Source organism: Pseudomonas sp. N-137 (assembly GCF_034555295.1).
GTDB classification, from domain to species: domain Bacteria; phylum Pseudomonadota; class Gammaproteobacteria; order Pseudomonadales; family Pseudomonadaceae; genus Aquipseudomonas; species Aquipseudomonas rhizophila.
Map to the genome: position 1 here is coordinate 373,183 of NZ_JAXUDQ010000004.1, position 24,595 is coordinate 397,777.

The window sequence follows — 24,595 nt, forward strand, 5'->3', positions numbered from 1 at the left end:
ACCATCGGCGTAGGACAAGCCAGCAGCAGGCAGGCGACGAATTACGACGTCCTACACAAAGTGCGGGCGATAATGCCCCCCGTCATCGCCGGGCCCAGCGCTTACCGGTCTTCCAGCAGCGAGCGCAGCATCCATGCGGTTTTTTCATGGACCTGCATGCGCTGGGTCAGCAGATCGGTGGTCGGTTCGTCACTGACCTTGTCCGATAAAGGAAGGATGCTGCGGGCCGTACGCGTCACGGCTTCCTGACCCTCGACCAACTGGCGGATCATGTCTTCGGCGCCAGGCACGCCTTCTTCTTCCTTGATAGAAGACAAGCGTGCATACACGGCGTAAGCGCCCGGCGCAGGAAAGCCGAGGGCACGAATGCGTTCGGCAATCAGGTCCACCGCCAGCGCCAGCTCGTTGTATTGCTCCTCGAACATCAGGTGCAGGGTGCGAAACATCGGCCCCGTGACGTTCCAGTGAAAATTATGGGTCTTGAGGTACAGAACGTAAGTGTCCGACAGCAGCCGTGAAAGCCCCTCGACGATGGATTTGCGATCTTCTTCACTGATCCCGATATCAATTGCCATGTTGGTTGATCTCCTGCGGTGATGAATTCGACAGCGGCTCTTGCACTCTAGCCGGTGTTACCGCCGCCAGCCTGCGACAAATCGCCAGCCCTCCTGAACCGACAAGCCGCAACACCGGACGGTTCCGACGAGGCGGGAGATTTCACGCCCTTGCCTGATACCTTGCGCCGACGAACAGCGCGGTCCGCCCCCCGTAACGGGTTTGAGAAGGTCGGGGCTTTGCTGTTAAATAGGCAGTGTGTCGCTACGCCTATTTTTCCGGGCATGGCGCATAGGCTGATTCGGGAATGTGTCCAACGCCTCTCTATTGTTCCGAAGCGAACCGCCCCGATCAGCTCTTCCTTGTGATCCGTCTTAACCGTGAGTCAATCAAAATGTTGAAAATCGTCCACTTGCTAATGGGCGCAGCTGCCCTGCTGCTGTCCTTCATCCCTAGCCTGGGTTCCGAAGCCACGCCTTACCTGCAACATCCCGATGCGCTTTACCTGGCCTTTTTCGGCCTGCTCAACCTGACCCTTGCACCTGTTATCCCCTACTGGAACAAAGGCCCACGTCATCAACTGCAAAACCTGGTCAGCGCCTTGCTGGTGTTGGCCGTTGCCCTGCAAACCCTGACCCTGCTGGCACCCATGCCGCAAATCGCCGGTCAACCGGCCGTGCTGTTCAGCCTGGCCGCATCACTGCTCGCCGTGGCATTGCACCTGGCTGTCAGCTTCTACAAGAAGTCGTCACCGGCCGCCGCACCGCAAAACTACGACATGTCCAACCGCGATACCGGCACCGTGAAGTGGTTCAACACTTCCAAGGGGTTCGGTTTCATCTCCCGCGACTCCGGCGATGACATCTTTGTGCATTTCCGAGCCATTCGTGGTGAAGGCCACCGCGTTCTGGTCGAAGGCCAGCGCGTGGAGTTCTCCGTGATGAACCGCGACAAGGGCCTGCAGGCCGAAGATGTGATCGCCGCGCTACCGCGCCGCTGATCCCAAGCGTAAAAAAACCGCGATGCAGCCTGGCTGCTCGCGGTTTTTTATTGCCTGTCGTTCCGGTCGGTCAGTAGTGAGGCGGAGGCGCTTCTTCTTCGAAGGTTTCGAATTGCCCGGCCATCTCTTCCTGGCGCTTGAGCAACGCGGCCATTTGCAGCTGCAGACGCTCGACCACTCGTTGCTGCTCCACCAGCACGTCATTTAATGCCTGGATGGTGTCATCCTGAAACGCCAGGCGGCTTTCCAGATCCGTTACACGCTCTTCAAGGTTCATGGTTTCAGCCCTCCAGAAACTTGAAATCATCGGTCAGGGCCGCTCGCAATCGGTCGCGAATGACCTTCACCTGTTCAGCAGTATACGACCTGGCCGGGTGTTTGCCCCAGACCGGCGCTGGCCAGGCCGCGTCATCACGCTTGCGCACGATGACGTGCATGTGCAACTGACTGACGACGTTACCCAAGGTTGCAACGTTCAGCTTGTCAGCATTGAAGGAGTCCTTGAGGGTTTCGGCCAGGGCCGTGGTTTCCTTCCACAGCTGCCGCTGGTCGGCGTCATCCAATTGAAACAATTCGCTGATATTTTCCCGTCGCGGCACGAGGATGAACCACGGGTAATTGGAATCGTTGGACAAGAGCAACCGGCACAGCGGGAAGTCACCCATGACTAACGTGTCTTGTTGCAGTTGTGGATCTAAAGCAAACACCGCGCGCACTCCTCGCTGGTTATCGATTTTGCCCGACTCAGCGGGCCTGAGGGGGACATAGAGCCGCAGCATACCCTTGAACGTCGAAGGGTTCACTGCGTACTGTCATGACCCTGTCCGAGGCTTTTTTTCCAGTACGCGCACCAACTCAGCGCGGCCGGTAACACATAGGCCTGAGACGGGCGCTGCGAGCACTGCCTCTTGCACTGAGCCTGTAAAATTTTCGTACAAGGTAGAGATTTTTTGCACCAAAACAGCACAACGCGTCTACGCTCAGTGCACGAAGCATCCGTGATCTACTCACTGAGAGGGTGAACCGGTAACGTTTTTGGTTGTCTCGCAGCGTTTAGCGGTTCTAAACACGAGAGCGCCACAGCAGTCAACCTCATTTAAAACAAGGCCTTTGGAGCCCGGTTTCATGAGGTTTCACCATGCAAAAATGGAGAATGTGAAAAAAACGTGAACAAAATCCGGGTTTGAGCATGCTTGTTGCATTCATCCCCATATCGCCTGCAAGGCATCGCCGGAAGCGAAAACCTGCTGGCCTATAAATAAAGTGGCAAGGTTGCCCACAGGGAGCTTCAAGCGCAGTAACAAAGGACTCTTTACACCGACGCCGGAAAAAAAGAAGCAACTTCGAGTTGTGAGTCCGATTGCGCCGGAACAGCCCAAATACGACATGGATCGAGCCATTGGCGACAGGGTCGTAAAGAAGCTGAAAGATTGGATGGGCAAGTATCGCCAATGAATGTCGTCGTGATATAAGTTCGCGCCGACACAAAAAGAAAGAGCCGCCCAGATAAAAAAACAGGTGGGACGGCAAGACTCTTCTAAAAACCAAAGGAGCAAATCACGATGCGCGTGATGAAGTGGAGCATGATCGCACTGGCTGTTTCGGCCAGTACCTCGCAGTTCGCAATGGCCTCTTCCCAGGAAGAATCCAAGGGCTTTTTCGAAGATCAGAGCCTGAACGTTCTGAGCCGTATGCTGTACATGAATCGTGATTGGAAGAACAACGCCAGCGACGAACAAAGTTATCGCGAAGAAGCCGGCCTTGGCGTACGCGCTATCTACGAGTCGGGCTTTACCCAAGGTACCGTAGGCGTAGGCGTTGACGCTTTCGCTTTGGGCTCCGTCCGCTTCGACGGCGGCAGCGGTCGTCGCGGTAACGGTTTGTTCGCCGCGGACAGCGATGGCAATCTGGAAGAAACTCAATCGAAGGCTGGCGGCGCAGTTAAATTCCGCCTGTCCGACACCGTTCTGAAATACGGTAACCAGTTCACCAGCAGCCCAGTGTTCTCCACCGACGACAGTCGTCTGCTGCCTGAAGTTGCCACCGGTACCCTGATCACCAGCAACGAAATCAAGGGCCTGGAACTGAGCGCAGGTCGCTTCACTTCCTTGAGCGATCAGGTTGGCATGGGTCGCGATAGCATTGACGTTACCGACGGTGTACACCCTGGCCTGACCTCCGCTAACATTGCTGGCGCAACCTACCAGTTCACTGACAACTTCGTAGCTGGCGTGGCTGCTTCTGATGTGGATGACCACTTCAAGAAGAAATACCTCAACCTGAACTACACCCTGCCGATTAACGAAGATCAGTCCCTGAACTTCGACTTCAACGGCTACGACAGCAAGAGCCAGGGTCAAGACCTCAGCGGTGACATCGACAACCGCATCTGGTCCCTCGCAGCAGCCTATAGCATCGGCGCCCATAAATTCACCCTGGCTCACCAGCGCTCCACCGGTGACACTGGCTACGTTTACGGCGTTGACGGCGGCGGTACTATCTTCCTCTCCAACTCCGTCCAATACTCCGACTTCAACAATCAAGACGAGCGCTCCTGGCAGGCTCGCTACGACTTGAACATGAAGACTTACGGCGTTCCTGGTCTGAGCTTCATGACTCGCTACATCAAAGGTGACAACATTACTGTTGGCGACGATGATGACAACAAAGAACACGAACTTGACTTCGAAACCAAGTACGTTATGCAAAGCGGTCCAGCCAAAGACCTGTCTTTCCGCGTTCGTAGCGCGTTCTATCGTGGAAGCACCGGTGTTGGCCGTGACAACAACGACTTCCGCTTCATCGTCGAATACCCTCTGAGCATCTTGTAATTCAGCGGTCATTCGATAGTTACACCGGCAACAAATAAAAAACCGCTCACCTGATCCAGGTGAGCGGTTTTTTTGTGCCCATTACAAGTCAACTTGAAAGCAACTTCGTAATTAGCAAGCTAACTAACAATCATCTCATGCATTCAAAGCGTTATTACGCTGCCCCTTCCTGGACCACCCGAATAACCCGCTGCGGAAACGGAATATCAATTCCCGCGTCCTTCAAACGATCCCGGGCCTGTTCATTGAACATGAACATCACGCTCCAGTAATCGGCCGTTTTGACCCATACCCGCAACGACACCGTGATCGAACTGTCGCCCAGGGTGGAAATCACCGCCTCAGGCGCTGGATCGGCCAGTACACGCTCGTCCTTGGCCAGCTCCAACAACACTTCGCGAGCCTTTTGCAGGTCGGCCTGGTAATCCACGCCGACATCGAACACGACTTTGCGGGTCGGCTGGCGATTGGTGTTGGTGATGATGCCATTCGACAGGTTGCCGTTGGGCACGATGACGGTTTTGTTGTCACCGGTGCGAATCACGGTGTGGAAGATCTGGATGCTGTCGACCGTACCGGCCACGCCTTGAGCTTCGATCCAGTCACCGATGCGGAACGGGCGGAACAACAGAATCAACACACCACCGGCGAAGTTCGCCAGACTGCCCTGCAATGCCAGGCCGATCGCCAGGCCTGCCGCACCGATAGCCGCGATGAACGAGGTGGTTTCAATGCCGATCATCGACGCCACGCTGACGATCAGCAGGATCTTGAGGATGATGTTCGCCAGGTTGCTGATGAACCCTTGCAGCGCCAGGTCGGCATTGCGCAGTGCCAACAGCCCGCCGAGTTTGCGGGTTACCTTGTTGATCAGCCACCAGCCAATGGCCAGCGTAACCACCGCCAGCAGCACCCGGCTGCCATACTCCATGATCATGGGGATCCAGGCCTCGGACGCCTTGATCAAGTTGTCCACTTCAGCGTTCAAGTCCATCTACCTCTCCTTCTATTGCCGTAACCACGAAAGACCGGGCGAAGCATTGTGAAAAGAGCGTTTGCCCGCTCCCCACAATGCCTCTGTGCACCGGGTGTCAGTCGCGGAAGTTATTGAACTGCAAAGGCATGCCGAATTCCTTGCCCCGCAGCGCCGCGATGGCTTCCTGCAAGTCATCACGCTTTTTGCCGGTGACGCGCACTTGCTCGCCCTGGATGGCGGCTTGCACCTTGAGCTTGGCGTCCTTGATATGAGCAACGATTTTCTTCGCCAGTTCCTTGTCGATGCCTTCCTTGAGCACGGCTTCCTGCTTCATCAGCTTGCCCGAGGCATAGGCGTCCTTGACCTCAAGGCACTGAACGTCGATCTTGCGCTTGACCAGGGCCAGCTTGAGGATCTCGATCATTGCCTCAAGCTGGAAGTCGGCCTCGGCGGTCAGGTTGACGGTCAGGTCCTTCTCCTTGAACTCGAAACTGCCCTTGCCCTTGAGGTCATAACGACGGTCGAGTTCCTTGACGGCGTTTTCAACGGCGTTGGTGACTTCGTGTTTGTCCAGTTCGGATACCACGTCGAATGACGGCATGTAGTGTTCTCCAATAAAAAAGACGCGCCCGTGACAAAGGCGCGTGCTTGGCTTGTGGTTAAAATCGGGCTCATTATAACGGGTCTTTTCCTGTCGACACTGCGAGCCCCCAGATGCCTGCGCCAAACCGAGTAAAAAACTGATGCCTACTACCTGGCATGTCCTGGGGGCCGGCAGCCTCGGTACGTTGTGGGCGACGCGCCTGGCCCGTGCCGGTTTGCCGGTGCGGCTGGTACTGCGCAATGAACAACGCTTGCAGGCCTATCGGGCCGCCGGTGGTCTGACGCTGGTGGAACAGGGTCAGGCCCGGCAATACCCGGTACCCGGGCAAACAGCCGACGCCCCCGAGCCGATCAAACGCCTGCTCCTGGCCTGCAAAGCCTATGACGCCGAAGCGGCCGTGGCTTCTGTGGCTCATCGCCTGAGCGCCGACGCGGAACTGATCCTGCTACAGAACGGCCTCGGCAGTCAGGACGCAGTCGCCAATCGTGTTCCCCAGGCCCGTTGCATCAGTGCCTCCAGTACCGAAGGGGCATTCCGCGACGGTGACTGGCGCGTGGTGTTTGCCGGCCACGGCTACACCTGGCTGGGTGACCCCGCACACCCGGTGGCACCGATCTGGCTGGACGACCTCACCGCCGCCGCCATCCCCCACGAATGGACGGCTGACATCCTCACCCGGCTCTGGCGCAAACTGGCGCTCAACTGTGCCATCAACCCTCTGACCGTCCTGCACCACTGCAAGAACGGCGGCCTGCAGGCGCATCACTGCGAAGTGGCGACCCTCTGCGCGGAACTCACGGATCTGCTGGAACGCTGCGGCCAGCCCATGGCGGCCGAAGACTTGCAGCCGGAAGTCGAACGGGTCATCCAGGCCACCGCCGCCAACTACTCCTCGATGTACCAGGACGTCGCCCATGGCCGCCGCACCGAAATCAGCTACCTGCTCGGCCACGCTTGCAAGGTTGCCGAGCGCCACCGGTTACCGGTGCCACACCTGGAACAATTGCGGCAGCGACTGATTGCCCACTTGAACAACCTCGGATTGCCCGGCGACTGAGCAGCGGCTACGCTGGCCCTCGTGTTCCTTTTAAACGAAGAGTCCAATGCCATTGCGCCAGCGCCTTGAAAACCTCCCGGTCGGCCAGAAACTGCTGGCCGCCCTGCTGGTGTTGTTGACCACCGTCCTGCTGGTGGCCAACCTGACCTTTATCAGCGCCGCCTATTACATTTCCCAGGAAAGCATGGCGCCCCAGGCCCTGCAGACCATCGGTCGGCTGGTGGCCAACCCGAGCCTGATCGCCGATGCCCTGCAGTCGCCTCAGACCGCCCAGCGCCTGCTGGATGAACTCAACAGCTACGCGCCGTTGCGGGCCGCTGCGTTGTATGACGGCGAGGGCGCACGCCTGGCGCAACTGCAACAGGGCGAAAAGCTCAAGCTGCCGGACCATTACCGCCACATGCAGGCGTGGCAAGCCAGTGAGTTTCGCAGCAATCAGGTCATCACCCTGCCCCGCCCGGGGACGGCGCCGGGTCATCTGTTGCTGGTGGCCAGCAGCGAACTGCCGACGGCGTTCTACACCGGCACCCTGACCGCCAGCCTCGGCATCCTGATTTTCAGCGTGTTGCTCTGGCTGGTCATTGCCCAGCAGATCAAACGCCTGATCACCCAGCCGATTCATCAGCTCGAGGAACTGTCGCGCCAGGTCACCCGCGAGGAGAACTATTCCCTGCGCGCCGCCCGCGGCAACCACGACGAAATCGGCAGCCTGGCCGAGGCGTTCAACACCATGCTCTCGCGGATCGAAGCCCGGGAGCAGCAACTCAAGCGCGCGCGTGACGACTCCCAGGCCGCCTACGACCAGGCCCAGGGCCTGGCGGAAGAAACCCGTCACACCAATCGCAAACTGGAGCTGGAAGTCCAGGTGCGCAGCAAGATCGAGAAAAAGCTCACCGGTTTCCAGAACTACCTCAACAGCATTATCGACTCCATGCCCTCGGCCCTGATCGCCCTCGACGAACAGCTCTACGTCACCCAATGGAACCAGGAAGCCAGCGCCCTCTCCGGCACACGCCTGGACGAGGCGCTGAACCAGCCGATCTTCCTCGCCTTCGAACCGCTGAAGCCTTACCTGCCGCAGCTCAAGCAAACGGTCGAACAGCACACGGTAGCGAAGATCGAACGCGTCACCTGGACCAAGGACGACGAGGCCCGGCACTACGCCCTCACTTTCTATCCACTGATGGGCGGCGCCGGGCGCGGCGTGGTGATCCGCATCGATGACATCACCCAGCGCCTGTCGCTGGAAGAAATGATGGTGCAATCGGAGAAGATGCTCTCGGTCGGCGGCCTCGCGGCGGGCATGGCCCATGAAATCAACAACCCGCTGGGAGCCATCCTGCACAACGTGCAAAACATCCGCCGACGTCTGTCGCCGGAACTGCCGAAGAACATCGAACAGGCCGAACAACTGAATATTGAACTGCAAAGGGTGAACCTTTACCTGCAAAGCCGGGAAATCCCGCAGTTGCTCGACGGCATCCAGCAGGCCGGCGCCCGGGCGGCGAAAATCGTCACCCACATGCTCAGCTTCAGCCGGCGCAGCACCCGGCAGATGGCCCCCTGCGACCTGCCGGCACTGATCGACCAGGCGGTGGAGATCGCCGGCAACGACTTCGACCTGGCAATCGGTTTCGATTTCAAGGGCCAGGCGATCATCCGGCAGTTCGACCCCAACCTGGGCCCGGTGCCCGGCACCGCCAACGAGCTGGAGCAGGTGCTGCTCAACCTGCTGAAAAACGCCGCCCAGGCGATCCATCAACGCGAGGACGACAGCGAACCCGGGCGCATTATCCTGCGCACGCGGCTGAACCCACCGTGGGCAGAGATCCAGGTGGAGGACAACGGCATCGGCATGAGCGAGAACGTACGCAAACGCACCTTCGAGCCGTTCTTCACCACCAAGGAAATCGGCCAAGGGACCGGGCTGGGGCTGTCGGTGTCGTATTTCATCATCACCAATAATCACAAGGGCCAGATGGAAGTGCAGTCGGCGCCGGGCCAGGGCACCTGCTTCACCTTGCGCCTGCCATTGACCGGCACCTCAATGGTGCCGCAGGAACACAAACAACTGGAGCGCTGAACATGGGTTTTCGCCTGTCGAAGATTTACACCCGCACCGGCGACAAAGGTGAGACCGGGTTGGGGGATGGTCGCCGTGTAGCCAAGGACCATCCACGGGTCGAGGCCATTGGCGAGGTGGACACGCTTAACAGTCAGTTGGGATTGTTGCTCGCCAGCCTCGCGGTAGAGGCTGCTGAATATCCGGCGCTACAGGAGCTGATCGAGGTCTTGGCGCCTTGTCAGCATCGGCTGTTCGACCTGGGCGGTGAACTGGCGATGCCGGCTTATCAGGCCTTGAACATGCTGGAAGTCGAGCGCCTGGAAGCAGCCATCGATGCATGGAACGAAGAAGTCGGGCCGCTGGAGAATTTCATCCTGCCCGGTGGCTCGACACTGATCGCCCAGGCCCACGTCTGCCGCAGCCTGGCCCGTAGCGCCGAACGCCGTTGTCAGCAGTTGAACGCCGTGGAGCCACTGGCCGGGCCGGGGCTGGCGTATATCAATCGGTTGTCGGATCTGTTATTCGTCGCGGCGCGGGTCATTGCCCGGCGGCAAGGGGTGGCTGAGGTGCTGTGGGTGGCGGCTGCCAAGCCCGAGAGTTGATGACCTGCATGATCGTTCCCCACGCTCTGCGTGGGAACGCAGCCCGGGACGCTCCGCGTCCCTCCAGAGCCGAACGCGGAGCGTCCGTTGAGGCGTTCCCACGCAGAGCGTGGGAACGATCAGTCATCCCAACCAATCAAGGCCCAGGCCAAAACGCCCGAATCCCCGCCACACCCTGCGCCCCAGCTGCCCAGGCTTGCTGCCGTTCGTCAGGCCCCACCCCGCCCAACAGATACACCGGCCTGTTGAAGCCCTCAATCAACCGCGAAGCCTCTTCCCACCCCAGCGGTTGGGCCTCGGGATGGGTCTGGGTCGGTTGCACCGGCGAGAGCGTCACGAAGTCCACGTCCATCTGCTGCGCCAGGGACAGCTCCTCGGCGTTGTGGCAGGACGCCGCCAGCCAACGGTCTTTGCCGAAAGGACGACCGGCCGCAGCATGCTTGCGCAATTGCGCGGCGGTAATGTGCCAGCCGGCGGACGGGAAATCCCCCAGCCATTCGAAAGGCCCCTTGAGCATCAACTGGGCCTTGCCGGCGCACAAACCTGCCGCATCCACCGCCAGATCGCGGTACTTCGGGTCGTAGCCGTTGGGCGCGCGCAGCTGGACCAGTTTGATCCCGCCGGCGATAGCCTTTTGCATGCCGCGCAGCAACTGCGGCGTTTCGAGGCCTTCAGGGGTGATCAAATATTCGCCGGGCAAACGAGCCGCCGCGATGATCGGCTGGTTGGCCGCCGGGAACTCATGGTTCAAAAGCTCCCGGGCCGTGACCCAGGCCAACGGCTGCCCTTCGGCACCGTGGGGCTCGCCGGTGAACGCCGAGACTTCCCAGACATCCAGCAACACCTGTTTATCCGGGTAATCGTGACGCACCTTGATCAACGGCCGGGCGGCGACGACGACAATGCCCAGCTCCTCATGAAGTTCGCGGGCCAGGGCGGTTTCGACGGACTCATCCGCCTCGACCTTGCCACCGGGAAACTCCCAAAGGCCACCCTGGTGCTGGGTGTCGGCCCGTCGGGCGATCAGGATTTTGCCGGCAGCGTCACGAATGACCGCCGCCGCTACATGGACTCGTTTCACCGCGCTGTTCCCTCCAGGCCGGCCTGTTGCCACGCCTTGAACGCCGGCCATTGATAGATAGTTTCGACATAGGCCGCATCGACCTCGGGCAACGCCACCTGATAGGTGCGCAAGCGCACGGCCACCGGCGCGAAGAACACATCGGCCAGGCTCAAGCGGCCAAACAGGTAGGGCCCGGCTTCAGTAGCCGCCGCACGGCATTCGGCCCACAGTGCCAGCATCCGCTGGATTTCCGCTTGAACTTCCGCCGGCATGGGCACTAGCGGCGCATCGCGCAGCAGGTCAAACGGCATGTGGCTGCGGATAGCAAAAAAACCGCTGTGCATTTGTGCACAGGCCGAACGTGCCTGAGCCCGGGCCGCGACGTCCCTGGGCCAGAGGCCCGCATCGGGAAACTGTTCAGCCAGGTATTCGGCAATCGCCAGGGAGTCGGCGATCACACCGAATTCGGTCTTGAGCAACGGGACTTTGGCGGTGGCTGAATACTTGAGCAGTTTCTCACGGGTGTCCGGTTGGTCGAGCCTGACCAGCTCTTCGGTGTACTTTGCGCCGGTCAACGCCAGGGCCAGCGCACCGCGCAAGGACCAGGAGGAAAGGTGTTTGTCGCCGATGATCAGGTGCAGGCTCAAGTCTGGAATCCTTTCTTGGGGTGTTGTGGAGGCTGTACTGGCGCCATCGCGAGCAAGCTCGCTCCCACAATGGATCGGTGGTGTGAACACGTCCAGGTCACCCAACCAATCCCTGTGGGAGCGAGCCTGCTCGCGATGGCAGCAACTCGGTCCCGAACTGTTAAGTCCGATATTCCGCGTTAATCTTCACATACTCGTGGGACAGGTCAGTCGTCCAGATCGTTTCGCTGCAATCACCACGTCCCAGCTCGATACGAATGGTGATTTCTTCCTGCTGCATCACCGCCGCGCCCTGGGCTTCGGTGTAGGTGGCGGCGCGTGCGCCCTGGCTGGCGATGCAGACTTCACCGAGGAACACGTCGATCTTGCTCACGTCCAGGTCCGGCACACCGGCACGGCCGACGGCGGCGAGGATCCGGCCCCAGTTCGGGTCGGAGGCGAACAGCGCGGTCTTGATCAGCGGCGAGTGCGCCACGGTGTAGCCAACATCCAGGCATTCCTGATGGTTGCCGCCACCGTTGACTTGCACGGTCACGAACTTGGTCGCGCCTTCGCCGTCACGGACGATGGCCTGGGCCACTTCCATGCAGACTTCGAATACCGCCTGCTTCAGGGCGGCAAACAGCGCACCGCTGGCTTCGGTAATTTCCGGCAGATCAGCCTTGCCGGTGGCGATCAGCATGCAGCAGTCGTTGGTGGAGGTGTCGCCGTCGATGGTGATGCGGTTGAACGACTTGTTGGCGCCGTCGAGCATCAGGTCTTGCAGCACCTGCCGGGAGACTTTGGCGTCAGTGGCGATGTAGCCAAGCATGGTCGCCATGTTCGGGCGGATCATGCCGGCGCCTTTGCTGATGCCGGTGACGGTGACAGTCACGCCATCGTGCTGGAATTGACGACTGGCGCCTTTGGGCAGTGTGTCGGTGGTCATGATGCCGGTGGCGGCAGCGGCCCAGTTGTTTTCCGACAGGTCATCCAGAGCGGCCTGCAACGCGCCTTCGATCTTCTCGACCGGCAGCGGTTCGCCGATCACCCCGGTGGAGTACGGCAGCACCTGGCTGGCGTCGACGCCGGTCAGTTCGGCCAGCTTGGCGCAGGTGCGTTCGGCGGCGGCCAGGCCTGGCGCGCCGGTGCCGGCGTTGGCGTTACCGGTGTTGGTCAGCAGGTAACGCACCGGCCCCTGCACGCGTTGCTTGGCCAGGATGACCGGCGCGGCGCAAAAGGCGTTGAGGGTGAACACGCCGGCAACCGTCGAGCCTTCGGCGCAACGCATGACCACGACATCCTTGCGCCCTGGGCGCTTGATGCCCGCCGAGGCGATACCGAGTTCAAAACCGGCAACCGGGTGCAACGTTGGCAACGGACCAAGACCAACAGCCATGAATGCGCTCCTAAATAGATAAATCGACACCGCCTTAATCGAGACGGCGAATCAAAATGGCAAAACGCCGCGACGGCTGAAAGCCGGTCGCGGCGCGGGTCGTTCAGCGCTTGAAACGGGTGTTACTGAATCTGCCCGTGACAATGCTTGTATTTCTTGCCCGAACCGCAATAGCACAGCTCGTTGCGGCCCAGCTTCTGCTCGTTACGTACCGGCGCGGTCGCCAAGGCAACATCCACCTCGGCGCCCTCCTCCTGGGCAACTTCCAGGCCTGGGGCCGGGGCGTGCTCGAACTGCATGCGCGCGGCCAAGGCTTCGGCTTCCTGACGCAAACGGGCTTCTTCTTCGGCCGGGTCTTCGCGGCGAACCTGAACGTGGGACAACACGCGGATCGAGTCGCGCTTGATCGAATCCAGCAACTCGGAGAACAGCGTGAACGACTCGCGCTTGTACTCCTGCTTGGGGTTCTTCTGGGCATAACCACGCAGGTGGATACCATGGCGCAAGTGATCCATGGTCGACAGGTGGTCTTTCCACAAGTCGTCCAGCACCCGCAGTACGATCTGCTTCTCGAAGGAGCGCAGCGCTTCTTCGCCGGCCTGGTCTTCTTTCTCGTTGTACGCGGCGATCAGTTCGGCCAGCAGCTTCTCGCGCAGGGTTTCTTCGTACAGGTGATCGTCTTCGTCCAGCCATTGCTGGATCGGCAACGCCACGCCGAAGTCGCTCTGCAAGGCAGCTTCCAGACCGGCGACATCCCACTGCTCAGGCAGCGACTGCGGCGGAATGTGGGCGCTGACGGTTGCGTTGAGCACGTCCTGGCGGAAATCTGCGATGGTTTCGCCAATGTTGTCGGCGGCCAACAAACTGTTACGCATGTGATAAATCACTTTACGCTGTTCGTTGTTAACGTCGTCGAACTCCAGCAATTGCTTACGGATATCGAAGTTGCGGCCCTCGACCTTGCGCTGGGCTTTCTCGATGGCGTTGGTGACCATCCGGTGTTCGATCGCTTCGCCCGGCTGCATGCCCAGGGCCTTCATGAAGTTCTTCACCCGATCAGAGGCGAAGATACGCATCAGACTGTCTTCCAACGACAGATAGAAGCGGCTGGAACCGGCATCGCCCTGACGACCGGCACGGCCACGCAGCTGGTTGTCGATACGACGCGATTCGTGACGCTCGGAAGCGATCACCTGCAAACCGCCGGACTCGAGCACCTGTTGATGACGCTTCTGCCAGTCGGCCTTGATCTGCGCAATCTGCTCGGGCGTCGGGTTTTCCAGGGAGGCCACTTCCACTTCCCAGTTGCCGCCCAACAGGATGTCGGTACCACGGCCGGCCATGTTGGTGGCAATGGTCAGGGCACCCGGGCGACCGGCCTGGGCGATGATCTCGGCTTCTTTTTCGTGGAACTTGGCGTTGAGGACCTTGTGCTCGATACCTTCCTTGGTGAGCAATGCGGACATGTGCTCGGAGGTTTCGATCGTGGCGGTACCCACCAGGATAGGACGGCCCTGGGCCATGCATTCCTTGATGTCGGCGATGATCGCCGCGTATTTCTCATCGGCGGTGAGGAACACCAGGTCGTTGTAGTCTTTACGGGCCAGCGGCTTGTTAGGCGGGATCACCATCACTTGCAGGCCGTAGATCTGATGGAATTCGAACGCTTCGGTGTCGGCGGTACCGGTCATGCCGGACAGCTTGTTGTACAGGCGGAAGTAGTTCTGGAAAGTGGTCGAGGCCAGGGTCTGGCTTTCGGCCTGGATGTTCAGACCTTCCTTGGCTTCGATGGCCTGGTGCAGGCCTTCGGACAGACGACGGCCCGGCATGGTCCGGCCGGTATGCTCATCCACCAGCACGACCTGGCCGTCCTGGACGATGTACTCGACGTTGCGATGGAACAGCTTGTGCGCACGCAGACCGGCATAGACGTGGGTCAGCAGGCCCAGGTTATGGGCCGAGTACAGGCTCTCGCCCTCGGCCAGCAGGCCGACGCGGGTGAGCATTTCCTCGATGAACTGGTGACCGGCTTCATTGAGTTCGACCTGACGGGTCTTCTCGTCGACCGTGTAATGGCCGGCCTTGGTCACTTCACCCTCGACTTCTTCGACGTGAAGTTCCAACTGCGGGATCAGCTTGTTGATCTCGATGTACAGCTTGGAGCTGTCCTCGGCCTGACCGGAAATGATCAGCGGGGTACGGGCTTCGTCGATGAGAATGGAGTCGACTTCGTCGATCACGGCAAAGTTGAGTTCACGCTGGAATTTTTCATCCATGCTGAACGCCATGTTGTCGCGCAGGTAATCGAAACCGAATTCGTTGTTGGTGCCGTAGGTGATATCGCAAGCGTAGGCGGTGCGTTTTTCTTCCGGCGGCTGGAACGGCGTGACCACGCCGACCGTCAGGCCGAGGAATTCATACAGCGGACGCATCCAGTTGGCATCACGGCGGGCCAGGTAGTCGTTGACCGTCACCACGTGCACGCCCTTGCCGGACAGTGCATTGAGGTATACCGCCAGTGTCGCCACCAGGGTCTTGCCCTCACCGGTACGCATTTCAGCGATCTTGCCTTCGTGCAAGGTCATGCCGCCGATCAACTGAACGTCGAAGTGACGCATGCCCATCACCCGCTTGCCGGCTTCACGGGCAACCGCGAAGGCTTCGGGCAGGAGCTGGTCAAGGGTTTCCCCCTTGGCGATGCGGTCCTTGAATTCGGCAGTCTTGGCGCGTAACTGATCGTCCGAAAGGGCCACCATTTGCTCTTCGAAGGCATTGACGATCTGTACCGTCTTGAGCATGCGTTTGACTTCACGCTCGTTCTTGCTTCCAAAAAGTTTCTTTAACAAAGGCGCAAACATATCGGCAGGATCTTCCACACTAAAGGGATGGAGGGCGGCCCCGTGAGTCGCCCGTGCAGCCCTCATGGCCGCATGCGAACGAGCATTCTACCCGGAAACGATGGTGAGGAAAGTGGCGTTATTCCACGATGCTGGCACAGCGCTGTGACGGGGCCTCCCTAAAATAAGGGCTTTTGCGGGAACTTCAACCCACAAACGAGAGAAGTTATTCATTGATTGCGCGGACAAGGGCGCCCGCGGCGAGCGGTCGCGGCGCACTCGGCGCTTTCTGCTACCATGGCGCCTCTGTCACTTGCGGTATTCGTTCATGGCCTTTCGCCCTCTTCCAGCCAAGGTTCCCGCCGTTCTGCTGCGCGAAGCCAAACCGCTGAAAGCCATCTTCGGCCACGCCAAACGACTGGGTCACTTGCAGCGCCTGCTGGATAGCCAATTACAGCCCGCCGCTCGCGAGCACTGCCACGTGGCCTCCTGGCGCGAAGGCAGCCTGCTGCTGATCGTCACGGACGGTCACTGGGCCACGCGCTTGCGCTATCAGCAAAAGCGCCTGCTGAGGCAATTGCAGGCGTTCGAGGAATTTGCCGGCCTGACGCGGATTCTGTTCAAGGTACAACCGCCCACGGTGCAAGTCGCCGTCAAGGGGCACACGCTGGACTTGTCCACCGACGCAGCCGCCACCATCCAGGCCACCGCCGATGGCATCACCGACCCCAACCTGCGGGCGGCGCTGGAGCGGTTGGCGGCGCATGCGCGGCCCAAGGATTGACTTCCAGGTCGCCAGTTGAATCGCTATCGCGAGCAAGCTCGCTCCCACAGGAGATCTTCAGTGAACACAGATTTTGTGTACGACACAGGTCAATTGTGGGAGCGAGCCTGCTCGCGATAGCGGCAGATCAGTCGGTACATTTGGCGCCTGTTGAATCGCCATCGCGAGCAGGCTCGCTCCCACAATGTTGAACTGTGCCGAGCCGGTTATCGGCGCTTTTTGCTCCCCAGCAACGACCCCATCAACCCACGTACCAGTTGCCGTCCCAACTGATTGGCGGCCTGGCGCATTGCCGATTTCAATGCCTGGCCGGCCGCCGTACCGAGAAATTCCCCGGCCTTGTCGGTGAAACTCGGTTCTTCAGCGCTCGCCTTGCCCTGTGCCTCTTCGGTCTGAGGCTCCAAGCCCTTGCGCCCCATCAGCACTTCATAGGCCGACTCGCGATCAATGGGTTTGTCATAACGCCCTTGCAAAGGGGAACGGGCGATCAGCCCGGCGCGTTCAACTTCGGTCAACGGCCCGATCCGCGACTGTGGCGGCGCCACGAGCACACGCTGGACCATTTGCGGCGTGCCCTTTTCCTGCAAAGTGCCCACCAAGGCTTCGCCAATACCCAGCTCGGTCAGCACCGTCAGCGCATCGAATTGCGGGTTGGGCCGGAAACCGTCCGCCACCGCCCGCAGGGATTTCTGCTCCTTGGTGGTGAAGGCCCGCAAGCCGTGCTGGATGCGCAGGCCCAACTGCGCCAGCACGTCGTCCGGCAAGTCTCCTGGCGACTGGGTCACGAAGTACACCCCCACGCCCTTGGAGCGAATCAGCCGCACCACTTGCTCCAACCGCTCTTGCAACGCCTTGGGGGTATCGGCAAAGAGCAGATGGGCCTCATCGAAGAACAGCGCCAGCAGCGGTTTGTCCGCGTCGCCGCGCTCGGGCAATTGCTCGAACAACTCGGCCAGCAGCCAGAGCAGGAACGTTGCGTAGACTTTTGGTGCTTCATGCACCAGACGGCTGGCGTCCAGCAAATGGATAGGGCCGCGGCCGTCGCTGGCCGGTTGCAGGATGTCCTCAAGCTGCAAGGCCGGCTCGCCGAACAGCGCATCCGCGCCTTGTTGCTCCAATGTGGCCAAGCGCCGCAGCAATGCCTGGCTGGAACCGGTGGTCATCAAAGCGGCGTCGTCCCCCAGCAGCTCAGGGTTGTCCCTGAGATGATTGAGCAGTGCCTTCAAGTCCTTGAGATCCAGCAGCAACAGGCCTTCGCGGTCGGCAACCTTGAAGGCCGCGTACAGCGCCGATTGCTGACTGTCGGTGAGTTCCAACAGGCTGCCGAGCAACAGCGGGCCCATTTCACTCAGGGTGGTGCGCAGCGGATGACCGGACTTGCCATGAATGTCCCACAACGTCACCGGATAAGCCTGGGGTTTGTGGCCGAGCCAGGACATGCCGGCGATACGCTCGGCGACTTTGCCTTGGGGGTTGCCGGCGGCGCCGAGGCCGCACAGGTCGCCCTTGATGTCTGCGGCGAATACCGCAACGCCGGCATCGCTGAACGTCTCGGCCAGGCGTTGCAAGGTGACGGTCTTGCCGGTGCCGGTGGCACCTGCCACCAGACCATGACGGTTGGCCAGGCGCATGGCCTGGGCGATGGGTTGGCCGGCAGGGTCGGCGCCAATAACAAGTTGCGATGAGTCAGGCATTTCGTCACCTGTGGTTAATCTATGGCCTTGCATGGCCGATATCTAAAGCGACAGACCCTACTGAAACAAGGTCGGATAATTCCCTAAGGAGAGGAGGAAATATCAGCTTTTTTTCACTATGAAGCCATTTTTGCGCGCTTATATATAAGCACGCTTAGCGTATCAAGACCTTAGCGGACCCCCGTGCCATGAATAAAAACCTGCGCTTTAGCCATAAAATTCTAATAGCCGCCGCGCTCATCGTGATTGCAGCCTTCGCTTCCTTCACGACCTACAACGATTACCTGCAACGCAATGCCATCCGTGACGACCTGGACAGCTACCTGCATGAAATGGGTGCTGTCACGGCAAATAACATTCAGACCTGGCTGACCGGCCGCATCCTGCTTATCGAGAACCTGGCCCAGAACATCGCCGTCACCCCCGACCCGAGCAGCGTCACCCACCTGCTGGAACAGAAAGCGCTGACCTCGACCTTCATGGCGTCCTACCTTGGCGATGCCCAGGGCAGTTTCATCATTCGCCCCGATGCGAAGATGCCTGACGGTTTCGATCCGCGCGTACGTCCTTGGTACAAAGGCGCACAAAGCAGCAGCACCTCGACCCTGACCGAACCCTACATCGATGCTGCCAGCGGCGGGCTGATCATTTCCATCGCCAGCGCCTCGAAAAACGCCACGCAAAATGTCGGTGTCGTGGGCGGCGACCTGAGCCTGCAGACCATTGTGGACAACCTCAAGACCGTGAATTTCGACGGCATGGGGTATGCCTACCTGATCAGCGCCGACGGCAAGATCCTGGTACACCCGGATAAAGCCCTGGTCATGAAAACCCTGGCCGAAGCCTACCCGACGAACACCCCGAAGATCAGCGACCAGATCAGCGAAGTCGAGGTCGATGGCCAAACGCGCATCGTGACCTTCACGCCGATCAAAGGCCTGCCCTCGGTGAACTGGTACGTCGGCGTGTCGGTGGATAAAGACAAGGCCTACTCGATGCTCAGCGATTTCCGCACCTCGGCCGTCGTGGCGACGGTCATTGCCGTGGCGTTCATCATTGCGCTGCTGAGCATGTTGATCCGCTTGCTGATCCAACCGCTGCATGTGATGACCCGGGCGATGGAAGACATTGCCGATGGCGACGGCGACCTGACCAAACGCCTGACGATCCAGAATCAGGACGAATTCGGCATTCTGGGCACGGCGTTCAACCGTTTCGTGGAGCGTATCCATAATTCGATCCGCGAAGTGTCCTCCGCCACCGAACACGTCAACGAAGTCGCCTTGCGGGTGGTGAGCGCGTCGAACTCCTCGATGGTCAATTCCGACGAGCAGGCCAACCGCACCAACAGCGTGGCCGCGGCCATCAATCAATTAGGCGCCGCTGCTCAGGAAATCGCCCGCAATGCAGCGCAAGCTTCCCATCAGGCCAGCGACGCCCGTGGCCTGGCCGAGGATGGTCAACAAGTGGTGGATCGCAGCATTGCCGCGATGAATCGCTTGTCCGACTTGCTGAGTGCCTCAAGCAGCAACGTTGAATCGCTGAACAGCAAAACCGTGAACATTGGCCAGATCCTGGAGGTGATCACCAGCATTTCCCAGCAAACCAACCTGCTGGCCCTCAATGCTGCAATTGAGGCAGCCCGGGCCGGTGAGGCCGGGCGCGGGTTTGCCGTGGTGGCCGATGAAGTGCGCAACCTGGCCCACCGCACCCAGGAATCGGCGCAACAGGTGCAGACCATGATCGAGGAGTTGCAGGTCGGCGCCCGGGATTCGGTCACGACCATGAACGACAGCCAGCGCCACAGCCAGGAAAGCGTGGAAATCGCCAACCTGGCCGGCGAGCGCCTGAACAGCGTGACCCAGCGCATCGGTGAAATCGATGGCATGAACCAGTCAGTGGCCACCGCCACCGAGGAGCAGACGGCCGTGGTGGAATCCATCAACGTGGACATCACCGAGATCAACACGCTGAACCAGGAAGGCGTGGAGAACCTGCAATCGACATTGCGCGCCTGCTCAGACCTTGAGCAGCAAGCGGCGCGGTTGAAGCAACTGGTGGGCAGTTTCCGCATCTGACGTCATCGCCAGCAGGCTCGCTTCCACGGGGTTTTGTGCAAAACACAGATCCATGGTGGGAGCGAGCCTGCTAGCGATAGGCCCCTCTCAAACGACACACTGCTGACAGACATTCCACCGCCCACAACCCCAACCGAACATCTATTCTTACTAAAGGTCAACAAAGGAGAATACAGACCGGAGGGATGTTCATCGTGCACATAGCGGACATAACCATGTTCTACGCCCCCGCCAGCGGCGGCGTGCGCACTTATCTGGATGCCAAGCACCGGCGCCTGAGTGATCGGCCCGGAATTCGTCACAGTCTGTTGATCCCTGGCGCGCATCTGAGCGAGCACGACGGGATCTATAAGGTTCCGGCCCCCGCCCTGCCTTTCGGCAAGGGCTACCGCTTCCCGCTTCGCCTGGCGCCCTGGCGCAATGTCCTGCGTGATTTACAACCGGACCTGATTGAAGTCGGCGATCCCTACCTCACCGCATGGGCTGCCCTGGATGCCCGGCGCCAGCTCGATGTGCCGGTGATCGGTTTCTATCACTCCGACCTGCCGCTGCTGGTCAGCAACCGCATGGGCAACTGGTTCACGCCCAACATCGAAGCCTATGTCAGCAAGTTGTACGGCAATTTCGACCGGGTCCTGGCGCCGAGCCAGGTCATGGCCGACAAGTTGATCGGGCTGGGGGTCAAGAACGTCTACGTGCAGCCTTTGGGCGTGGATCTGCAAACCTTCAACCCCGCCGCCCGCGACCCGGAACTGCGTGCCGAACTGGGAATTGCCGAAGACACGCGCCTGCTGATTTTCGCCGGTCGCGGCTCCAGGGAAAAAAACCTGCCGGTGCTGCTCAAGTGCATGAAACGCCTGGGCGAACGTTACCACCTGCTGCTGGTGGGTTCGTCCATGCCCGCCGTGGTCCCGGACAACGTTACGGTGGTCGATGAGTTCTGTCCGGCGCCGCAAGTTGCCCGACTCATGGCCAGCGCCGATGCCCTGGTGCATGCCGGTGACCAGGAAACCTTCGGCCTGGTGATCCTCGAAGCCATGGCCAGCGGTATCCCCGTGGTGGCGGTGGCGGCCGGGGCCTTCACCGAAATCGTCCACGAAGACTGCGGCCTGCTATGCACGCCCGACAATCCACAGGCCATGGCCAACGCCGTGCGGCAGCTGTTTGCCGAAGGCTGTCAGCGACGCGGTGTGCTGGCGCGCCAGCACGTTGAGCGTCACTACGCCTGGGACTCGGTGGTCAACAGCCTGTTGGGCCACTACCACAGCGTCCTGGGTGAACAACTGCCCCTGTTGGCCAATGGTTGAGGTGAAGTCCGTGTCGATGAATCAATCGCCCAGCCTGCTGTTGGTGCTGCATGACGTGGCGCCGCAAACCTGGCCCGACTACCAGCCCTTCGTCGAAGCTGTCGACACCCTCGGCCAGGTGCCAACGACCTGGCTGGTGGTGCCGGACTTTCACCACGCCAATGCGCTGGAGGATCACCCAGGTTTTCGGCGCCTGCTCGACAACCGGGTCGAGCGCGGCGACGAATTGGTGCTGCACGGCTACTACCATTGCGACGACGGTCCGCCGGCGACTCATCCCAAGGACTGGTTCATGCGCCGGGTGTATACCCACGAAGGCGAGTTTTACAGCCTGTCCGAGGAGGCGGCCCTCGCCCGCCTGCGTGCGGGTGTCGAAACCTTCCAGCGCTACCAGTGGCCACTGGAGGGTTTCGTCGCTCCGGCCTGGCTCATGAGCGAAGGCACGCGCCAGGCACTGCGCCAGTTGCCACTGAGTTACACCAGCGATCCCCAGCATCTCTATCGCTTGCCGGACTTCACCCCGATCGACGCTCCGGGACTGGTATGGAGCGCCCGCAGCGCCTGGCGCCGTGGCCTTTCCAAAGTCATCAATGATCAACGTGAACAGCGCTGGCGTCAGGCGCCAGTCATTCGCCTTGGCCTGCATCCCGTCGACATGCGCCATGGGTTCTCCCGGGATTATTGGTTGCGCACCCTCGAACGTCTGCTCAACGACGGCCGCGTGCCGATGACCAAGGTCCAATGGCTGGCGACCCAGGGCCTGCGGGTCAGCGACGCGGCATGAAACGGCTGATATGGCTGGGCGCCGCCTTGCTCTTGGCGCTACTGGTGCCGTGGTTGATGGGTGGCGGGGAGATGTGGTCGCGGGTGCAGCGCTTTCCCTTGTCACTGCTGTTGACCATGCTTGGCATGATTGTCCTGTGCTGGGGCCTGAATTCCGTGCGCCTGCGTTTGCTGCTGGGTGAACACCGCGGGCGCGTCGGCCGGCTGAAAAGCATTGGCGTCGTCATGTCTACCGAGTTCGCCATGTGTGCCACGCCCGGCGGCAGTGGCGGGCCGCTGACGCTGATGGCGTTGCTGGCGCGCAACGGCGTGCGTCCGGCCCATGGCAGCGCGGTGTTTGCCATGGATCAGTTGAGCGATCTGCTGTTTTTCCTCTGCGCCTTGGTCGGCATCCTGTTTTATGCCTTGTTCCAGAACCTGAGCCAGAGCATCGAATGGATGCTGGCATTGAGTGCCTTCTCGTTGTTTGGCGGACTGTTCGGCTGCGTGCTGGTGGCCCGCTACCACCGCAAACTGATTCTGCTGGGCGCTCGGTTATTGCGACATCTGCGGGTAAAGACCGCCACTCGCCAACGCTGGGGACGCAAGATCCTGCACTTTCTGGCGGCATTTACCGACACCCTGAAATTGCCCCGTCAGACCCTGTTCCAGGTCTTCGGCCTGACCTGCCTTCACTGGGCCCTGCGCTACAGCGTGTTGTATCTGGCGTTGAGAGGACTGGGGGCGGATTTGCAGTGGGCCTGGAGCTTTCTGATCCAGATGCTCTCCTTGAGCGCAGGGCAGTTCAGCCTCCTGCCCGGTGGCGCCGGGGCGGCAGAGTTGACCTCGGCGGCGCTGCTGGCGCCCATGGTGGGCAAATCCACGGCGGCAGCGGCGATTCTGATCTGGCGGGCCGTGACCTATTACTTTTATCTGGTCGCCGGTGGCCCCGTGTTCTTTTTGATGGTCGGGCGACCATTGATCAAGAAACTGATCAAGCTGCGACAGGCGTGACTCCTATTTAGACTTCACCGCTTTCAGGCTTTGCAGGCGCTGGTTCGTCCTCGGGGTGCATTTGTTTCCACAGTTGCGCAGCGTCGGGAAACTCCGTGCCATCCTCCGGGCTCAACGCTTCAGGATCGTAACGGCTCAGGCACCCCTCACCCAGGGTCGCCGGGGCTCGGGAGGTGGCTTTGTCCAATGGATCGGTCATGGCGAACCTCATGAAAAAAGGGCCTGGTGATCACTCGCCCAGGCCCTTTGCAGTGTAGTCAGAACACCACGGTCTTGTTGCCGTGCACCAGCACTCGGTCTTCCAGGTGATAACGCAAGCCGCGCGCCAGTACCATTTTTTCCACGTCACGGCCGAAACGCACCATGTCTTCGATGCTGTCGCTGTGGCTGACGCGCACAACGTCCTGCTCGATGATCGGCCCTGCGTCCAGCTCTTCGGTCACGTAGTGGCAGGTGGCGCCAATCAGCTTCACACCCCGCATCGAGGCCTGGTGATACGGCTTGGCACCGACAAACGACGGCAGGAAGCTGTGGTGGATATTGATGACCTTGTGCGCGTATTCGCTGCACAAGGAAGGCGGCAGGATTTGCATGTAGCGGGCCAGCACCACCACCTCGGCGTCGTGCTGTTTGACCAGCCGCGAAACTTCGGCAAACGCCGGCTGCTTGTCCTGTGGGTCGACCGGAACGTGGTAATAAGGGATTCCGTGCCACTCCACCATGCTGCGCAAGGCGTCGTGGTTGGAAATGACACAGGCGATGTCGCAATCGAGCTCATCGCTGTGCCAGCGGTGCAGCAAATCAGCCAGGCAGTGAGATTCTTTACTGGCCATCAGCACCACGCGTTTTTTCTGCTCGGTATCGGTGATTCGCCAGTCCATCGAAAACTCTTCGGCAATCGGTGCGAACGCCTCACGAAAGGCTTCGATGCCGAAGGGAAGCGAGTCGGCACGAATTTCGTGACGCATGAAAAACCAGCCACTGTGAGTGTCCGAGTGATGGCTCGCTTCAGTGATCCAACCATTATGGGACGCCAGAAAATTACTGACCTTAGCAACGATGCCGACGCGGTCCGGGCAAGCGATCACCAGCCGAAAAGTGCGCATTAGGGGAACTCCAGAACTTCACAAAGGCGGCCATTCTAGCCATTGCGCGGCAAAACTGCAGTATCGATGACACGCCGCGCACATTTGTCTGCCCGGGCAGCAATGGGCCGGACCTTTGGCAACACGCTATATTTGTGAGCAGATGTGAAGACTGTGTTTCAGTATTTAACTGCAACGCCGTTTTTGCGAGGCTGCACTAATTAATTAAATAAAACATCGGTTAAATGTTTACTTG

At 60.1% G+C, this 24,595-nt stretch carries 22 protein-coding genes and 1 pseudogene; 11 read left to right on the forward strand and 12 right to left on the reverse strand.

Features of this window, described 5'->3' with window-relative positions:
• Nucleotides 1-101: 101 nt before the first annotated feature.
• Nucleotides 102-575, reverse strand: coding sequence for a Dps family protein (locus tag T3A99_RS02180; RefSeq protein ID WP_047227073.1), 474 nt, complete (start codon nucleotides 573-575; stop codon nucleotides 102-104).
• Between the two features lie 374 nt (nucleotides 576-949).
• Between T3A99_RS02180 and T3A99_RS02185 the strand changes: the two genes are divergently transcribed.
• A complete protein-coding gene (locus T3A99_RS02185) occupies nucleotides 950-1,555 on the forward strand; it encodes a cold-shock protein (RefSeq protein ID WP_047227074.1) in 606 nt (201 codons plus the stop codon).
• A gap of 70 nt (nucleotides 1,556-1,625) precedes the next feature.
• Here T3A99_RS02185 and T3A99_RS02190 read toward each other — a convergent pair whose 3' ends face one another.
• Together T3A99_RS02190 and T3A99_RS02195 are read right to left on the reverse strand one after the other, a co-directional pair.
• Nucleotides 1,626-1,832, reverse strand: coding sequence for a SlyX family protein (locus tag T3A99_RS02190; RefSeq protein WP_047227075.1), 207 nt, complete (start codon nucleotides 1,830-1,832; stop codon nucleotides 1,626-1,628).
• Between the two features lie 4 nt (nucleotides 1,833-1,836).
• Nucleotides 1,837-2,262 (reverse strand): HIT family protein, encoded by a 426-nt coding sequence (locus T3A99_RS02195; protein ID WP_076383691.1) that lies wholly within the window; start codon nucleotides 2,260-2,262, stop codon nucleotides 1,837-1,839.
• A gap of 855 nt (nucleotides 2,263-3,117) precedes the next feature.
• On the opposite strand from T3A99_RS02195, the gene T3A99_RS02200 reads away from it, so the two are divergent.
• Complete coding sequence (locus tag T3A99_RS02200) at nucleotides 3,118-4,386, forward strand: OprD family porin (protein WP_322833880.1); 1,269 nt, start codon at nucleotides 3,118-3,120, stop codon at nucleotides 4,384-4,386.
• A 154-nt stretch (nucleotides 4,387-4,540) separates the two neighbouring features.
• Here the strand turns inward: T3A99_RS02200 and T3A99_RS02205 are convergent, their stop codons facing one another.
• The gene (locus T3A99_RS02205; RefSeq protein WP_322833881.1) at nucleotides 4,541-5,380 is read right to left on the reverse strand and encodes a mechanosensitive ion channel family protein; all 840 of its coding nucleotides are present in this window, start codon (nucleotides 5,378-5,380) and stop codon (nucleotides 4,541-4,543) included.
• A gap of 97 nt (nucleotides 5,381-5,477) precedes the next feature.
• A complete protein-coding gene (locus T3A99_RS02210) occupies nucleotides 5,478-5,963 on the reverse strand; it encodes a YajQ family cyclic di-GMP-binding protein (RefSeq protein ID WP_003205057.1) in 486 nt (161 codons plus the stop codon).
• Between the two features lie 142 nt (nucleotides 5,964-6,105).
• Between T3A99_RS02210 and T3A99_RS02215 the strand changes: the two genes are divergently transcribed.
• From T3A99_RS02215 to T3A99_RS02225, 3 genes are read left to right on the forward strand one after another with little or no spacing between them, the layout of a single operon-like run.
• On the forward strand, nucleotides 6,106-7,023 hold the full coding sequence (locus tag T3A99_RS02215) for a putative 2-dehydropantoate 2-reductase (RefSeq protein ID WP_188252015.1): 918 nt from the start codon (nucleotides 6,106-6,108) through the stop codon (nucleotides 7,021-7,023).
• Between the two features lie 46 nt (nucleotides 7,024-7,069).
• Entirely contained in the window at nucleotides 7,070-9,106 is a 2,037-nt protein-coding gene (locus T3A99_RS02220; protein ID WP_322833882.1) for an ATP-binding protein, read from the forward strand.
• 2 nt (nucleotides 9,107-9,108) lie between these two features.
• On the forward strand, nucleotides 9,109-9,690 hold the full coding sequence (locus tag T3A99_RS02225; protein WP_047227081.1) for a cob(I)yrinic acid a,c-diamide adenosyltransferase: 582 nt from the start codon (nucleotides 9,109-9,111) through the stop codon (nucleotides 9,688-9,690).
• Between the two features lie 136 nt (nucleotides 9,691-9,826).
• Here T3A99_RS02225 and T3A99_RS02230 read toward each other — a convergent pair whose 3' ends face one another.
• From T3A99_RS02230 to secA, 4 genes are all read right to left on the reverse strand, one after another.
• A complete protein-coding gene (locus T3A99_RS02230; RefSeq protein ID WP_076383687.1) occupies nucleotides 9,827-10,771 on the reverse strand; it encodes a Nudix family hydrolase in 945 nt (314 codons plus the stop codon).
• A complete protein-coding gene (locus T3A99_RS02235) occupies nucleotides 10,768-11,400 on the reverse strand; it encodes a glutathione S-transferase family protein (RefSeq protein WP_322833883.1) in 633 nt (210 codons plus the stop codon). The genes T3A99_RS02230 and T3A99_RS02235 overlap by 4 nt, the downstream gene beginning before the upstream one ends.
• 160 nt (nucleotides 11,401-11,560) lie before the next feature.
• A complete protein-coding gene (gene argJ, locus T3A99_RS02240; RefSeq protein WP_047227084.1) occupies nucleotides 11,561-12,778 on the reverse strand; it encodes a bifunctional glutamate N-acetyltransferase/amino-acid acetyltransferase ArgJ in 1,218 nt (405 codons plus the stop codon).
• A 122-nt stretch (nucleotides 12,779-12,900) separates the two neighbouring features.
• A complete protein-coding gene (gene secA / locus T3A99_RS02245; protein ID WP_047227085.1) occupies nucleotides 12,901-15,636 on the reverse strand; it encodes a preprotein translocase subunit SecA in 2,736 nt (911 codons plus the stop codon).
• Between the two features lie 307 nt (nucleotides 15,637-15,943).
• Here secA and T3A99_RS02250 point away from each other — a divergent pair, with 307 nt between their 5' ends.
• Nucleotides 15,944-16,399: a DUF721 domain-containing protein gene (locus T3A99_RS02250; protein ID WP_047227086.1), complete on the forward strand. Its 456-nt coding sequence runs from the start codon at nucleotides 15,944-15,946 to the stop codon at nucleotides 16,397-16,399.
• 206 nt (nucleotides 16,400-16,605) lie between these two features.
• On the opposite strand, the gene T3A99_RS02255 is transcribed toward T3A99_RS02250, so the two are convergent.
• On the reverse strand, nucleotides 16,606-18,093 hold the full coding sequence (locus tag T3A99_RS02255; RefSeq protein ID WP_274089942.1) for a helicase HerA-like domain-containing protein: 1,488 nt from the start codon (nucleotides 18,091-18,093) through the stop codon (nucleotides 16,606-16,608).
• A 188-nt stretch (nucleotides 18,094-18,281) separates the two neighbouring features.
• On the opposite strand from T3A99_RS02255, the pseudogene T3A99_RS27795 reads away from it, so the two are divergent.
• From T3A99_RS27795 to T3A99_RS02275, 5 genes and pseudogenes are all read left to right on the forward strand, one after another.
• Nucleotides 18,282-19,313: pseudogene (locus tag T3A99_RS27795) on the forward strand (cache and HAMP domain-containing protein); the annotation flags it as partial.
• Nucleotides 19,314-19,406: 93 nt separating this feature from the next.
• Nucleotides 19,407-20,171 carry a methyl-accepting chemotaxis protein gene (locus tag T3A99_RS27800; RefSeq protein WP_416221543.1) on the forward strand — a complete coding sequence of 255 codons (765 nt, stop codon included), beginning with the start codon at nucleotides 19,407-19,409 and terminating at the stop codon, nucleotides 20,169-20,171.
• Nucleotides 20,172-20,356: 185 nt separating this feature from the next.
• Nucleotides 20,357-21,478 (forward strand): glycosyltransferase family 4 protein, encoded by a 1,122-nt coding sequence (locus tag T3A99_RS02265; RefSeq protein WP_047227089.1) that lies wholly within the window; start codon nucleotides 20,357-20,359, stop codon nucleotides 21,476-21,478.
• Between the two features lie 16 nt (nucleotides 21,479-21,494).
• Entirely contained in the window at nucleotides 21,495-22,262 is a 768-nt protein-coding gene (locus tag T3A99_RS02270) for a polysaccharide deacetylase family protein (protein ID WP_274090091.1), read from the forward strand.
• The gene (locus T3A99_RS02275; RefSeq protein ID WP_139049273.1) at nucleotides 22,259-23,254 is read left to right on the forward strand and encodes a lysylphosphatidylglycerol synthase transmembrane domain-containing protein; all 996 of its coding nucleotides are present in this window, start codon (nucleotides 22,259-22,261) and stop codon (nucleotides 23,252-23,254) included. The genes T3A99_RS02270 and T3A99_RS02275 overlap by 4 nt, the downstream gene beginning before the upstream one ends.
• A gap of 7 nt (nucleotides 23,255-23,261) precedes the next feature.
• Here T3A99_RS02275 and T3A99_RS02280 read toward each other — a convergent pair whose 3' ends face one another.
• Nucleotides 23,262-23,453 carry a hypothetical protein gene (locus T3A99_RS02280; protein ID WP_047227092.1) on the reverse strand — a complete coding sequence of 64 codons (192 nt, stop codon included), beginning with the start codon at nucleotides 23,451-23,453 and terminating at the stop codon, nucleotides 23,262-23,264.
• Nucleotides 23,454-23,511: 58 nt separating this feature from the next.
• Complete coding sequence (gene purU, locus T3A99_RS02285) at nucleotides 23,512-24,360, reverse strand: formyltetrahydrofolate deformylase (RefSeq protein WP_047227093.1); 849 nt, start codon at nucleotides 24,358-24,360, stop codon at nucleotides 23,512-23,514.
• Nucleotides 24,361-24,595 lie beyond the last annotated feature (235 nt).